The following is a 13015-nucleotide window of genomic DNA, read 5'->3' as shown; positions in this document are numbered from 1 at the left end:
CGCATGGCATTGCCCGACCCCAAGTCGCTGAACCTGCTGAACCACGTCCCGCCCCGCCTGCTGTCGGCGGCCGAGCGCTATCTCAAGGCCGTGCCGCTGGTGCGCGACCTGCTCTCGAAGGAGACGGACACGCTGCTGTCGGAGCTGGAGGGAGGGCTCAAGCCGTACCGGGGCAAGATGCCCGCGTTCGACCGGCTGCCGGTGACGGGGCGCTCGCGCGAGGAGGTGCTGCGCGAGCTGCAGGCGCTGGAGTCGCAGGAGGAGGCGCGCTGGCGGGACGGCAAGGTGTCCGGCGCCGTGTACAGCGGCGACTCGGAGCACATCGACTTCCTCAACCGCGTCTACGCGCTGCACTCGCAGAGCAATCCGCTGCACGCGGACCTGTGGCCGAGCGCCACCAAGTTCGAGGCCGAGGTCATCGCCATGGCCGCGACGATGTTGGGCGCGGACGCGGCGAACGCGGGGCGCCCGGCCTCCGAGCACGTCTGTGGCTCGATGTCCTCGGGTGGCACCGAGAGCATCATGCTCGCCATCAAGACGTACCGGGACTGGGCGCGGGAGACGAAGGGAATCACGAAGCCGGAGATGGTGGCGCCCTCCAGCGCGCACCCGGCCTTCGACAAGGCGGCGCACTACTTCGGCGTGAAGATGGTGCGCGTGCCGGTGGGGGCCGACTACCGCGCGGACGTGGCCGCGACGAAGAAGGCCATCACGCGCAACACCATCGTGCTCATCGGCTCGGCGCCGGGTTTTCCCCACGGTGTCATCGACCCGATCGCCGAGCTGTCCGAGCTGGCGCGCAAGAAGCGCATCGGCTTCCACACCGACGCGTGCCTGGGCGGCTTCGTGTTGCCCTTCGCGAGGAAGCTGGGGCGCGAGGTGCCGCCGTTCGACTTCCGGCTGCCGGGCGTGACGTCGATGTCCGCGGACACGCACAAGTTCGGTTACGCGGCGAAGGGCTCGTCGGTGGTGTTGTACCGGGGCACCGAGCTGCGCTCGCATCAGTACTTCACGGCCACGGAGTGGCCCGGCGGCATCTACTTCTCGCCCACGTTCTCCGGCAGTCGTCCCGGCGCGCTCATCGCGGTGGCGTGGGCGTCGCTGGTCAGCATGGGGGAGCAGGGCTACCTGGAGGCCACACGCCGCATCCTCGAGACGGCGGATACGATCAAGCAAGGCATCCGCGCCATCCCCGAGCTGCACGTGCTGGGGGACCCGCTGTTCGTCATCGCGTTCGGCTCCGAGACGGTGGACATCTTCAAGGTGATGGAGCGGTTGGGTGAGCAGGGGTGGAGCCTCAACGGGTTGCACAAGCCCGCGGCGGTGCACCTGTGCGTGACGTTGCGGCACGCGCAGCCGGGCGTGGCGGAGCGCTTCCTGTCGGACCTGCGCGCCGCCGTGGACCACGTGAAGGCGAACCCCGGCCAGAAGGGGACGATGGCGCCCGTCTACGGCATGGCCGCCGCCGTCCCCTTCCGTGGCCTCGTGAGCGACTTGCTCAAGAAGTACATGGACCTGCTCTACAAGGTCTGAGGCGCTCTGGGACGTGGGCGCGCGGCCCACTCCCACGTGGTCCCCTGGTGCAGCGTGGCGTAGATGTCGTCGCGCAGCTCGTTGCACTCGTCATGCGTGAGGGTTCGCTCCAGGGAGCGCAGCACCACGCGTAGGAGGACGTTCTTCTGGTCCGGGCGGAGGGCCAGGCGCTTCACCGCGTTGGGGTGGAGCTCGGCGTAGGGCGTCTGGCTCACCACCTCGACGCTCTCCACCAGCTCCGCCCGTGCGCCCAGCGCGGCGCGGACGGCGTCGCCCAGCTCCTCCGCCGTGCGGTGCTCGTCGATGACCAGGGACATGTCGCGGCGCACGGCGGGCATCGAGGACACGGGCTGATAGGGCGTCAGGTCCAACAGCTGCGTGGCGATGCGTGGGTCGGTGGAGCGCAGGAGCCGGATGTCGTCCAGGCCCTTGCGCAGCATGAGGATGCGGTCGAGTCCCAGGCCCATGGCGAGTCCGGTGACGGGGCCCGCCTCCAGGCCGCTCTCGGCGAGCAGGGCGGGGAGCGCGAGGCCGCACTCGCCGATCTCCACCCAGTCGTCGCCGTCCCGGACGTCGATCTGCAGGCCGTCCGTCGTGTACGGGTGCACGGCGTCGGTGAGCTTCAGCTCGCGTCCGGGGAGGAGTGCCTGGACCACGGTGGCGATCATCTGGCGCAGGTCCTGGGGGGTGAGGGGCGGGCCACGGCGGATGCGCCACAGGTCCATCTGATGGGGCTCGCCGGTGTGGAGCCGGTCGATGCAGTCGCGTCGATAGACGAGGCCGGGACAGGCGACCAGTACGTCCTCGGGTGGGGAGGAGGCGAGGCGGCGCAGGACGCCGGGAATCATGGCGGAGGTCTGCGAGCGCAAAAGGGCGGTGTCACAGACGTATCGGGTGTAGCGCGCGTCGCGGGCGACGCCTCCGGGTGGGTAGTGGAGGCGGTCGTAGTTGTCGGCGATGGAGACGACGGGGCTTTGTCGATGCGTCAGGACCTCGCAGCGCCAGGCGGTGCGCAGGGCGTCGAGCGCGGAGGCGACGAGGAGCTGGAGGGCGTGAGGACCCGAGGCGGGGTCGGTCAAATCGCGAACGGACAGGGCGCGCCGAAGCTCCTCGGCGCTGAGGACGGCGATGGGAAGGGACGACATGGGGAAGACCTCTCGGAAGCGAACGGGAAACGCAGCGGTCTCCGGCACGCCGAGCGAGGAGTCCGCCAGGCGTCACCGGCCTCGGATGCCCCCCCGGCGGCTCCGGGTGGGCGTCGCGCCAGACGGCGTTTCGCCAACGAGAGGTGCGTGCGCGCTCAGAGCAGCACGGCCTCCCGACACCCGAAGGGGGCCGGGGGGCGGCTAAATCGACGAGCAATCACGACGCGAACCATGGGCGTACGAATAACGCTCCCGCGATTTGCTGGCAAGAGGGCCTCGGGTGGGCCTCACTTCGCCAGCGTGCGTCCCATGACGTCGAGCAGCTCGCGCCAGTGTTCCTCGGCGGCCTCGGGCTGATAGGCGGCCGAGTCCTCCACCGCGTAGCCGTGGCGGGCTCCCACGTGGAGTCGGGACTGGTGTCGCACGCCGGCCGCCTTCAGCGCTGCTTCCAGTCGCTGGATGGCATCAGCCGGCATGGAGGCGTCCTGGTCCGCGTGGCCGAAGACGAGCTCGCCCTTCACGTCGCCCAGGCGCAGGTGAGGACTGTCCGGCGAGTCCGTCGCGAGTCGACCGCCATGATTGGACACGGCGGCGGCGATGACGTCAGGGAAGTCCGCGGCCAGCCGCACGGCGATGCCGCCGCTCATGCAGTAGCCGGCGACGCCGACCTTGGGGCCACGCACCTGAGGAAGCCGCGCGAGGAAGTCCAGCTCCGCCGCGCCGTCCGTGCGCACGCGCTCCGGCGTCAGCGTGGCGATGAGCGCGTAGATGCGCTTGCGGAAGGCCTCATCCGCGAAGGAGCCGTTCAAGTCCAAGGTCGCGGCGCGCCCCTCGCGATAGAAGACATTGGGCAGCAGCACGACAAAGCCGGCGTCCGCGAGCCGCTGGGCCGCGTGCTCGAAGGCGGGGCGGATGCCCATCGCGTCCGTGAGCAGCAGCACGGCGGGCCAAGGGCCGCGTCCTTCGGGCTGGAACAGCTTCGCGTCCATCGTTCCATCAGGCGTGTCGAGGTCGATGTCTTCCATAGGGTTCCTCGTGAATGCCGGGGGCTACAGCGCACGGGTGGCGATGTGCGTGAGCTCCGCGTCAGTGAGTGGAAGCGGGTTGGCCTTCATGCTGCTCGCGGCGCGCGCCTTCGTCACCAGCTCCGGCACCCGCTCCACGGTCAGCCCATGACGAGCCAGGCCAGGGATGCTCAGCGCTCCTCGCAAGGACTCCACCCATTCGATGGCATCCTCGGCGCTCGCTCCCTCGCGGCCCGTGAGCAGCGTCGCCAGCTCCCGGTAACGCGGCAGCGCCGGGTGCTCGGGAGCACGCTCCCGCAGCGCGCGCAGATTGGTCTCGAGCACCGCGGAGAGCAGCGCCGCGCAGACCGCGCCATGCGGCGCATCGAACATGCCTCCGAGCGGCGCCGCGAAGCCATGCACCGCACCCAGCCCCGAGTTGGCCAGACACAGTCCACCGAAGAGGCTGGCCAGCGCCAGGTCCTCGCGGGCCTCGGCATCCGGCTCCGTCGACAACACAGCCCGGCGCAGCGAGCGCGCGGACCGACGCAACCCCTCACGCGCCAATGCGTCCGTGAGCGGATTGGCGCGCGCGGAGAGGAACGGCTCGATGAGCTGCGACAACGCATCCATGCCACTGGACGCGAGCACCGACGGCGGCGCGCCGATGAGCAGGTCCGGGTCCACCAACGCCACCCGCGGCAGCAGCTGCGGTCCGCGCAGGCTCGCCTTCACCTGCGCCTCCTTCGACCCCAGCACCGCGTTGCGTGTCACCTCCGACCCCGTGCCCGCCGTGGTCGGAATCGCCAGGAAGGGGAGGGCCACCCCGGTGAGCGGCTGTCCGCGGCCGATGACCTCCAGGTAGTCCAGCGGGTCGCCCCGCTGCGTCGCCAGCGCGGCGAGTGCCTTGCCCGCGTCGAGCGCGCTGCCACCTCCCAGCGCCACCACCGCCTCACATCTCGCCGCCGCGAGCACCGACAGCCCACGTCGCACCACGTCCACCGTGGGCTCGCCCTCCACCGAGAACGTGCTCACCACCAACCCCTGCGCCTCCAGCGCCGTCTGGAGCCCGTGCGCACGCCCGGGGTTCTTCCCTGTCACGAGCAACACGCGCTCCGCGCCCAGGCCGCGCACCAACGCGGGGGCCTCCGACAACCTGCCCGGTCCGAAGACAATCCGCGTGGCGGTGGCGAACTCGAAGACCGCGGGGCCCGCCGTCACCACCCGGCGTCCTCGGGGAACAGGTTCACGTACTTCCGGCTGGTGCGCGGCTCCGCCATCATCGGCGCCACCGTGTCGCGCCAGCGCAGGTAGTGCGCCGTGTCCTTGTGCGCGGCCGGTGCCTCGGCGCTCCGGTACACCTCCACGAGCACGAACCGCGTGGCGTCCTCGCTGTCCTGGATGACATCGAAGCGCGCGACCCCCGGCTCCTTCACGCTCTCGCGCGCGTTGGCCAGGGTGGCTTCCCGGAAGGCGTCCACGTGCTCGGGCTTCACGTGGACGTGGACATGGACGACCCGCAGGGTGTTGGGCATGCCCCGAAACTACTCCGGGCCCGGGCCGCGTGGGGACGCGACCCGGGCCCGGAGGTTGAAACCGTGTGGAGTGCCGTACAGCCGTCGCCGGGCTACGGCGCCTTGACGATGGCCGTGGGGCTCAGCACGTCCTCGAGCTTGCGCGCCATCACCCATCCATCGTGGTAGACGATGCCGGTGGGGGTGATGGTGTCGTTCCGGTACAGGCCGATCTTCAGGTAGTTGACCTGTCCCGGGTACTGCGTGGCGATGTAGCGCTTGGGCAGCACCAGCTTGCCGTCCACGTACAGCTCCACGAAGCCCACCTTCGCGTCCGCCGACCAGCGCACGTGGAAGATGAAGTCCATCCACCTGGCGCGCACCAGCGGCGCCCGCCAGACGATGGTGCCCGGGTTGCCGCCGATGTTCAGCCGGACCTCGTTGCCGTAGACGTAGAACTCCACCGGCGGCGAGCCGCCCACCGTGTCGCTCTCCTGGTGCCACTGCGTGAACAGCTGCCACGTGTTCACGTTGGGGAACGTGGAGTCGAACATCGTGCTCCAGCGGTAGTAGTACTCGGAGCCGGACGGCTCCTTCGTCATGCGCACCAGCTCGTTGCGGTTGCCGCTGGAGTTGATGGGGTCATCGCCCTTCTTCACCGTGGCCTTCAGCGCGTAGCCGCCCTGGCGCTTGGGTGAGGACACCAGCGCCAGCCGGTCCGAGCTCACCATCTGCGCGCGCGTCCACTGGGTGCGGTCTCCCGTCTCGAAGTCACCCACCCACACCACGCTGCTGCCGGTGGGCGGAGGCGGGGACGTCACGGTGCTGCCGCAGGCGCGGGCCTCCGCGATGGACGCCCAGTCGTTCACGGTGTTGCCCATGACGGTGATGCGCACCCGGCGCGCCGACGTGGTGCCGAAGGAGTACGTCTGCGCCGCGGTCTGCAGCGCGCTCGTGCCGCTGTAGACCTGCGTGTACGTATAGCCATCCGGCGACACCGACACGGTGAAGGTGTTGGAGCGCGTGTTGCCCTCGTGCCATGCCACCGTGACGCCGGAGATCGACTTGATGGCGCCCAGGTCGTAGTCGATCCACGCGCCCTTGCCGAGCATGCTCCAGCGCGTGTCGAGCCGGTCATCCATCGTGTTGGCCGGCACATTGCCGTCGTGGCCCTTGGCGATGACGGAGGTGGCCGTGAGCTGCGTGCAGTTGGAGGCGGTCAGCGCGGCGGCGGACGTCGCGAACGCGGTGGCCTCCGCGCCGGAGGGGGCCTCTCCCAGCTCATTGTAGTCCTGGGGACCGCACGCGGTGGCGCCAAGGCCGAGCAACGCGCCGGCCAGCAGAAGAGACTGCTTCATGTGGGAACCTCTGGGGGGATTCAAAAACAGACAGACGGGGAGTGTGTCCGGCGACGTCTCACGACGGGCGGACGAGTGATTTCAGTTGCGGGGCTTCTCCAAGGTCACGGCGGGGGTTCGCCGCGTTGCAGCGGAGGACAACCATCGCCTCATTTTATTTCGTATTCAACAGTTCTCGTCGAGCCTGCCTGCTGGGCAGGAAACGCGGCGCGCATACTCGACGTGTGGGTCTGGGCGATGGCGCTGGAAATGTCTGGCATTGGTGGCGAGCCCATCCATGCCGTGAGGGAAAGGGCATACATCCAGCGGGGGCGTGCGTGCGTGCGGTGGCCTGGAGGGCAGGCCCACAGGCGGATTCAATACAGACGCACAGCCCCCGGGCGCGAGGCGCGTGAAGGGGCCGTGGCGTTAGAGGTTCGGGCTCTGGAGGTGCTCATGACCGCGTCGTCGGGCGTGTGCCTGGCCTGTGGGACACGACTTTCCCCGGGTCTCTCCACGTGCCCGCGCGCGCTGCTGCTCGCGCCCCTGGCGGGCGGGGTGCGCCGCTGGGGGCTCGCCTCGTGTCAGCCGCCGCTCGTGGGGCGGCTGGCGCACCTGGAGCGGCTGAAGTGGTGCGCCGAGGAGGCGCGCCGGGGGCTGGGGCGGGCCATCTGGCTGGTGGGAGAAGAGGGCATCGGCAAGTCGAGGCTGAAGGACGCGCTGGTGGAGTCGCTGTCCGCGCACCGCTTCGACATCTGGGAGGGCAGCGGCCTGGCCCATCCAGGGACTCCGGCGGGGCCGCTGTTGGACCTGCTGGACGCCACGCGCTCGCTGCGGCCGGTGGCGGGCGTGGGGCGCATGTCGAGCGCCGAGGCGGAGCGGGTGGCGGGGTGGCTGGAGGGGCGGCGGTGGCGAGGCGTGCCCGCGAGCCTCTCCGCGGAGAGCATCGCCCTGCTCGACGCGCTCTGCCATGCGCTGCTGCCACACCGGACGCCGCGCGTCCTCGTCCTGGAGGACTGGCAGCACGCGGATGGCCTCAGCCGGGCGATGCTCGAGGTGCTGGTGACGCGGCTGGCGCATGCGCCGGTGCTCGTGCTCGTGCTGGAGCGCACGGGGGCGTCCGTGCCGCCACCGGCCGAGGTGCTGGAGGTGGGAGCGTTGAGCGCGAGCGAGGCCGCCACGCTGGTCTCCGCGCGCCTGCCCGCGGGCCTGCCGCGGGAGGCGCTCTTGCGCGTGGGCGCGGGCCATCCGCGCAGGTTGTTGCAGGCGCTCGCGCTCCACGAGGAGTCGCCGCTGGAGCCGTTGCCCGCGACGGCGGAGCAGGTGGTGTCGGCCCGGTTCCAGGCGCTGTCGGACGCGCGGCGCGAGGCGCTGCGGGTGGGCGCGTTGCTGGGGCCGTGTTTCCCCCGGGCGGTGCTGGGCGCGCTCGTGGGGGGCTTCGCGTCGCTCGCGGGGTTGGAGTCGGGCGGGTGGCTCACGCCCGTCTCGGGAGGCCGCTACGCGAGCGCGACGCGGGCGCCGGGGCTCGAGGCGACGTGGACGGAAGCGGAGCGGGTGGCCTTGCACGCGCGCGTGGCGGAGGCCTACGAGGCGCTCTCCGAGGAGACGCGTCGGCGCGCGTGCGCGGAGGTGGCCCGTCACTGGCTGGGGGCGAAGCGGCCGGAGCGCGCGCTGCCGCACCTGTTGGAGGTCGCCGGGTGGAACCTGGCCGCGATGGAGCCCGCGGCCGCGCTGGAGGTGTACCGCTTCGCGCTGGAGGTGTCCTCGCGGCTGTCATTGGAGTCCGCGTGTCAGTGGGGGCGGGTGTTGTGGGAGCGGATGGGGGATGCGCACCGGCTGGCGGGGGAGCGGGGGGAGGCGGAGTCCGCGTGGCGCATCGCCCTGTCCCTCGACGAGGTGGGGGGACGCGGGGGGACGGCCGGGCGGCTCCAGTGCTTGAGCAAGCTGGTCTCGGTGGTGTTGTCGCTGGAGCGCCACGAGGAGGTGGTGGCGCTGGGCGAGGTGGGCGTCGTGGAGGAGTCGTCCGAGGAGGCGCTCGTCGCCGCCGCTTCGTTGGACGCGCTGTCCTCGCTCGCGCTGTGCTGGCTGGGCCGCTTCACCGAGGCGGAGGCGCGGCTGGGGAGCGCGCGCGCGCGGCTGCTCCAGGTGTCGGGGCAGGACGGCGTGGGCCGGGCGAGCGCGGAGGCGTCCCTGCACCGCGCCATGGGGATGCTGCTGATGCGGCAGGGGCGCGCGGAGCAGGCCACGGCGGAGTACGCGGCGGTGCTGCGCTGGACCGAGCGCGCGGGGGACACGTGGGAGCACTCCACGGCGCTGTTCAACCTGGGGGATGCCTACGCGCGCTCGGGGGACCGTGAGCGCGCGGTGCACTACTTCCAGCTCGCGCTGGACTCGAAGGCGCGCACGGGGGACCGGGGCGGCATGGCGTACACGCACCATGGCCTCGCGCTCTTGCACAGCCAGGCGGACGCGCCGGAGCTGGCGAAGGAGGACGCCGTCCGGGGACTCCAGCTCGCGGGGATGCTGGGAGACCGGAAGCTGAAGTCGCTCCTGCGCTGCGCCCTGGGGCGTGCCCACCTGCGGCTGGGAGAGCGCGAGGAGGCCGCGCGACAGTTGCGGCTGGCCGCGCAGGACGCCGCCGCGGCCAATGCCCACCCGGAGCTGCTCCAGGCCCAGGCGGCCCTGCGCGCGCTGGAGGCCCGGCGCTGACGAGGGGGTTGACGGAACCGTCGGCGCGGCCCGAGTGTCCAGGACACGTGCCTCGATTCGTGCTCCGTCATGGCGGGCTCCTGTCCTGCCTCCTGTTCGCCCTGGTCACCCCACGCGCGCTCGCCGAGGCGCCGGATGTCTTCGAGGCCTGGCTGCGTCCGGCCCACGCTCCCACGGACGGGTTCGAGGCGTGGGCGGACCTGGGCGGCGCGAAGCCCGGCGCCGAGGCGCGCTCCCTGGCGCGAGGCCGCGTGGTGGAGGCCACGGGCGAAAGTGTCACCCTGGAACATCTGTATCACGAGAACCACGAGCTCCAGCGCGTGCGCGCCGTGTACTCGGGACTGGCGTCGGTGTCGCTTGAGCGCGGAGCCGGGGTGTCCCGTGGACAGGTGCTCGGGCGCGTGGGGCCGCGGGCCTCGGTGGTGCTGCACACGGACCGCGAGCTGTCCCCGGCGGAGGCCCGGCGCTTCACCCGGGAGCGGGCCCGCCTGCCGCAGCCGTTGGAGGAGCCGGTGCTGGTGCTCATCTCGCACGCTCGGAACGAACTCCGGTTGTACGAGCGGGGCGTCGAGCGGGCGAGGGTGGAGGTGGGCTTCGGCCAGGGCGAGGGACCCAAGCAGGAGCGAGGCGACAACCGCACGCCCGTGGGCATGTACTTCATCGTGCAGACGGTGCGCGGGAACATCACCGGGCCGTACGCGGCCTATTACGGCGGCCACTGGCTGCGGGTGAACTACCCGAACCCGTGGGACGCGAGCCGGGGCGTGAGGCGCGGGTGGCTCACGGAGAAGGCGCGCCAGGGGATTGCGCGCGCGTGGACGGCGCGCGAGGCGACGGACGCGAGCACCCGGCTGGGCAGCGGCATCGGGTTCCACGGCTGGTCGGGCGAGTGGTCCCTGGAGGAGAGCGGCGGGCGGCTGTCCTGGGGCTGCGTCGTGTTCCACCCGGGGGACATCACCAGGCTGTACGAGCAGATGCCCAAGGGCACCATGGTGGTCCTCTTCTAGCCTTCAAGACGGCCGCGAGGCGTGGAATCCTTCCGGGGTGATCGAGCTAGAGACTCCCGAGGCCTTCGAGCGGCATCTTCGCGAGGGACACAGCCTCGCCAACGTCGTCATCCAGGGGTTGGACCTGAGGCGCTACACGCGCGAGCTGGGCACGCTGCCGCTGGCGGGCACCGTGTTCCTGGGCTGCGAGCTGGAGAAGGACGCGCTCCAGGCGGCGCTCGCCCACGGCGCGCTCGTCTTCCCGCCCATCTCCGGGGTGCCCTATCAGCCGTACCGGGGCACGCTCTACACGCCGGAGGAGCTGTACGCGGGCTTCGACCCGGCGCGCCCGGAGACGTACGAGGACACGCTCGACGCGCGCATCTATCGCCACTGGGAATCCCACGGCCGGGGCACGCCGCCGACGCTGCTGGAGACGCTCGCGCAGCGGCTGCATGACCACGCGGTGACGGACGCGATGGAGGGCCTGCTCTTCAAGGCGGGGCCGCCGCGCAAGGTGGTGGCCATCATGGGCGGGCACTCCATGAAGCGCGGCATGCCCGACTATCGCGAGGTGGCCACGCTGTCGCGCGAGCTGACGCGCGCGGGCTTCTTCCTGGTGAGCGGCGGCGGCCCCGGCGCGATGGAGGCCACACACGTGGGCGCCTGGTTCGCCACGCGCACGGAGGCGGAGCTCGACGCGGGGCTCGAGATCCTCGCCAGGGCCCCCAGCTATACGGACCGCGAGTGGCTGGCGCGGGCCTTCGAGGTGCGCGGCGCGTTCCCCCTCGGACCCAAGGACGTCTTCGCCTGCTCGAGCCTGGGCATCCCCACGTGGCACTATGGCCACGAGCCGCCCAACCCCTTCGCCACGCACATCGCCAAGTACTTCGCCAACAGCGTGCGCGAGGACGGCCTGCTCACCATCGCCAAGGGCGGCATCGTGTACGCGCCCGGCAGTGCCGGCACCATCCAGGAGGTCTTCCAGGACGCCTGCCAGAATCACTACAACAGCGTGGGCGTCATCAGCCCGATGATCTTCCTGGGCCGGGAGTTCTGGACGCGCACCCGCCCGGTGTACCCGCTGCTGGCGCAGCTCGCGCAGGGCCACGAGTACGCGCGGCACCTGCTCCTCACGGACTCACGCGAGGAGGTCGTCGAGGCGCTGCGGGCGTACGACCGCTCATCGCCGGCCGCCAGCTGAGCCGCTGGACTTCACCCGCGCGGTGAGGCACGGGAGGGTGCGATGCGAAAGAAGGGTGGGCAGTACGCGGACAGACGCTGGATGGACAAGCCCCGGGCCTTCGGGAAGTACGGCCCGGTGCGTCCGAAGGCGCTCTTCTTCGACGTCGACGACACGTTGGTCGACCGAGGGGGCGCCTTCACGCGCTACTTCGAGAGCTTCATGGCCCGCTTCCCGGACGTCTTCCCCGCGCACCGTCGCGCCGAGGACCTGGCCACCTTGCGCGGGCTCGACGAGCGGGGTGGGCGCGACCGGCAGGCGTTCTTCCAGGACCTGCTCGAGCGCTTCCCGGTGGGGCTCTCCGAGAAGGCGCTGCGCGCGGAGTTCCACGTGGGGCTGGCGCGGCAGGTGACGTCGGACCCGGAGCTGGTGGCGTGGCTCGCCGCGCGGGCGGGCCGTCAGCCCGTGGTGGTGGTGTCCAACGGCGCGGCGGACACGCAGCGCATGAAGCTGCTCCACGCCGGGCTCTACCACTGCGTGCCGCAGGGCTTCTTCTCCAGCGAGGTGGGCGTGGAGAAGCCCGACCCGGCCATCTTCCAGGCGGCGCTGAAGCACGTGAACCGCGCGCCCTCGGAGGTGCTCCACGTGGGCGATGACCCGGTGCGCGACATCGTCGGCGCGGGGCGGCTGGGCATCACCACGTGCTGGGTGTCGCACGGGCGCGAGTGGCCCGCGTCGCTGCCTCCGCCCGACTTCACCGTGGAGCGCGTCTCCACGGCCGTGCGGGACCTCGAGCGGGTGCTCTCGTCATGGACATGAACCAGGTGGTCGGCTCGCACGACCTGCTCTTCCTCACGCTGGACACCTTGCGCCACGACGTGGCCACCGAGCTGGCCGCCTCGGGGCGCATCCCGAACCTGGCCGCGCTCCTGCCTGGAGGACAGTGGGAGGAGCGGCACTCGCCGGCGAGCTTCACCTACGCCGCGCACCACGCCTTCTTCGCGGGCTTTCTTCCCACCCCCGCGCGTCCGGGCCGCCACCCGCGCTTGTTCGCGATGCGCTTCGAGGGCAGTGAGACGACGGGGCAGGGGACGTGCGTACTGGATGCGCCGGACCTGGTGACGGGGCTCGCGGGGCGCGGCTACCACACGGTGTGCATCGGCGGCGTGGGCTTCTTCAACAAGCTGAACCCGCTGGGCAACGTGTTGCCGGGCCTGTTCGCGGAGAGCCACTGGGCGCCGGAGCTGGGGGTGCGCGAGCCCCGCTCGACCGAGCACCAGGTGGCCCTGGCGGTCCGTCGCCTGGACGCCCTCCCGAGGCAACAGCGAATCTTCCTGTTCATCAACATCTCCGCGCTCCACCAGCCCAACCGTCATTACCTGCCGGGCGCCAGCGAGGACTCGCGGGAGACCCACGCGGCAGCCCTGGAATACGTGGACAGTCAGCTCCCTCCCCTGTTCGCCGCGCTGCGGCGGCGGGGGCCGGCTTTCTGCATCGTCTGCTCGGACCACGGCACGGCGTACGGCGAGGACGGTTATAACGGTCACCGCGTGGGTCACCCCGTCGTCTGGACGGTCCCCTACGCGGAGTTCACCCTGCCGTGA

Annotated in this window: 12 protein-coding genes and 1 pseudogene; 8 read left to right on the top strand and 5 right to left on the bottom strand. The window is 71.3% G+C overall.

Annotated elements, in window-relative coordinates:
- Positions 1-3: 3 nt before the first annotated feature.
- Entirely contained in the window at positions 4-1533 is a 1530-nt protein-coding gene (locus tag OWM54_RS03290) for a pyridoxal phosphate-dependent decarboxylase family protein (protein ID WP_223750134.1), read from the top strand.
- Here the strand turns inward: OWM54_RS03290 and OWM54_RS03285 are convergent.
- The 5 genes from OWM54_RS03285 to OWM54_RS03265 form a co-directional block, all read right to left on the bottom strand.
- Positions 1521-2678, bottom strand: a complete 1158-nt coding sequence (locus tag OWM54_RS03285) for a hypothetical protein (RefSeq protein WP_267696601.1) — start codon at positions 2676-2678, stop codon at positions 1521-1523. The genes OWM54_RS03290 and OWM54_RS03285 overlap by 13 nt on opposite strands.
- Before the next feature lie 287 nt (positions 2679-2965).
- Positions 2966-3703: a dienelactone hydrolase family protein gene (locus tag OWM54_RS03280; RefSeq protein ID WP_141327136.1), complete on the bottom strand. Its 738-nt coding sequence runs from the start codon at positions 3701-3703 to the stop codon at positions 2966-2968.
- Positions 3704-3727: 24 nt separating this feature from the next.
- Positions 3728-4903 (bottom strand): iron-containing alcohol dehydrogenase, encoded by a 1176-nt coding sequence (locus OWM54_RS03275; RefSeq protein WP_420715311.1) that lies wholly within the window; start codon positions 4901-4903, stop codon positions 3728-3730.
- The gene (locus tag OWM54_RS03270; RefSeq protein WP_141327140.1) at positions 4900-5217 is read right to left on the bottom strand and encodes an antibiotic biosynthesis monooxygenase; all 318 of its coding nucleotides are present in this window, start codon (positions 5215-5217) and stop codon (positions 4900-4902) included. The genes OWM54_RS03275 and OWM54_RS03270 overlap by 4 nt, the downstream gene beginning before the upstream one ends.
- Positions 5218-5309: 92 nt before the next feature.
- Positions 5310-6554 (bottom strand): heparin lyase I family protein, encoded by a 1245-nt coding sequence (locus OWM54_RS03265; RefSeq protein WP_223784719.1) that lies wholly within the window; start codon positions 6552-6554, stop codon positions 5310-5312.
- A gap of 237 nt (positions 6555-6791) precedes the next feature.
- Here OWM54_RS03265 and OWM54_RS43335 point away from each other — a divergent pair.
- The 7 genes and pseudogenes from OWM54_RS43335 to OWM54_RS03240 all read left to right on the top strand — a co-directional run.
- Positions 6792-7616 (top strand): annotated as a pseudogene (locus OWM54_RS43335) (ATP-binding protein); the annotation flags it as partial.
- Positions 7612-7695, top strand: coding sequence for an SWIM zinc finger family protein (locus tag OWM54_RS43330; protein WP_223750207.1), 84 nt, complete (start codon positions 7612-7614; stop codon positions 7693-7695). The pseudogene OWM54_RS43335 and the gene OWM54_RS43330, both read left to right, overlap by 5 nt.
- A 551-nt stretch (positions 7696-8246) precedes the next feature.
- Positions 8247-9242: a tetratricopeptide repeat protein gene (locus tag OWM54_RS43325; RefSeq protein WP_370640413.1), complete on the top strand. Its 996-nt coding sequence runs from the start codon at positions 8247-8249 to the stop codon at positions 9240-9242.
- A gap of 47 nt (positions 9243-9289) precedes the next feature.
- A complete protein-coding gene (locus tag OWM54_RS03255; protein WP_267696598.1) occupies positions 9290-10249 on the top strand; it encodes a L,D-transpeptidase family protein in 960 nt (319 codons plus the stop codon).
- A gap of 37 nt (positions 10250-10286) precedes the next feature.
- Positions 10287-11432 carry an LOG family protein gene (locus tag OWM54_RS03250; protein ID WP_223750129.1) on the top strand — a complete coding sequence of 382 codons (1146 nt, stop codon included), beginning with the start codon at positions 10287-10289 and terminating at the stop codon, positions 11430-11432.
- 42 nt (positions 11433-11474) lie between these two features.
- Positions 11475-12230 (top strand): HAD family hydrolase, encoded by a 756-nt coding sequence (locus tag OWM54_RS03245; protein ID WP_267696597.1) that lies wholly within the window; start codon positions 11475-11477, stop codon positions 12228-12230.
- Positions 12221-13015 (top strand): STM4013/SEN3800 family hydrolase, encoded by a 795-nt coding sequence (locus tag OWM54_RS03240; RefSeq protein ID WP_267696596.1) that lies wholly within the window; start codon positions 12221-12223, stop codon positions 13013-13015. Before OWM54_RS03245 ends, OWM54_RS03240 begins: the two co-directional genes overlap by 10 nt.

It is taken from the genome of Myxococcus sp. MISCRS1, from assembly GCF_026626605.1.
In the GTDB taxonomy this organism is placed as follows: Bacteria; Myxococcota; Myxococcia; order Myxococcales; family Myxococcaceae; genus Myxococcus; species Myxococcus fulvus.
The sequence above is the reverse complement of the archived record's forward strand: the minus strand, read 5'-3'. Positions and strand labels throughout refer to the sequence as shown.

Excerpts from the sequence above, each read along its gene's own strand:
- OWM54_RS03290 (WP_223750134.1), top strand. The coding sequence starts at position 4 with ATGGCATTGCCCGACCCCAAGTCGCTGAACCTGCTGAACCACGTCCCG.
- OWM54_RS03285 (WP_267696601.1), bottom strand. The coding sequence starts at position 2,678 with ATGTCGTCCCTTCCCATCGCCGTCCTCAGCGCCGAGGAGCTTCGGCGC.
- OWM54_RS03280 (WP_141327136.1), bottom strand. The coding sequence starts at position 3,703 with ATGGAAGACATCGACCTCGACACGCCTGATGGAACGATGGACGCGAAG.
- OWM54_RS03270 (WP_141327140.1), bottom strand. The coding sequence starts at position 5,217 with ATGCCCAACACCCTGCGGGTCGTCCATGTCCACGTCCACGTGAAGCCC.
- OWM54_RS03265 (WP_223784719.1), bottom strand. The coding sequence starts at position 6,554 with ATGAAGCAGTCTCTTCTGCTGGCCGGCGCGTTGCTCGGCCTTGGCGCC.
- OWM54_RS43330 (WP_223750207.1), top strand. The coding sequence starts at position 7,612 with ATGCGCCGGTGCTCGTGCTCGTGCTGGAGCGCACGGGGGCGTCCGTGC.
- OWM54_RS43325 (WP_370640413.1), top strand. The coding sequence starts at position 8,247 with ATGGAGCCCGCGGCCGCGCTGGAGGTGTACCGCTTCGCGCTGGAGGTG.
- OWM54_RS03245 (WP_267696597.1), top strand. The coding sequence starts at position 11,475 with ATGCGAAAGAAGGGTGGGCAGTACGCGGACAGACGCTGGATGGACAAG.
- OWM54_RS03240 (WP_267696596.1), top strand. The coding sequence starts at position 12,221 with ATGGACATGAACCAGGTGGTCGGCTCGCACGACCTGCTCTTCCTCACG.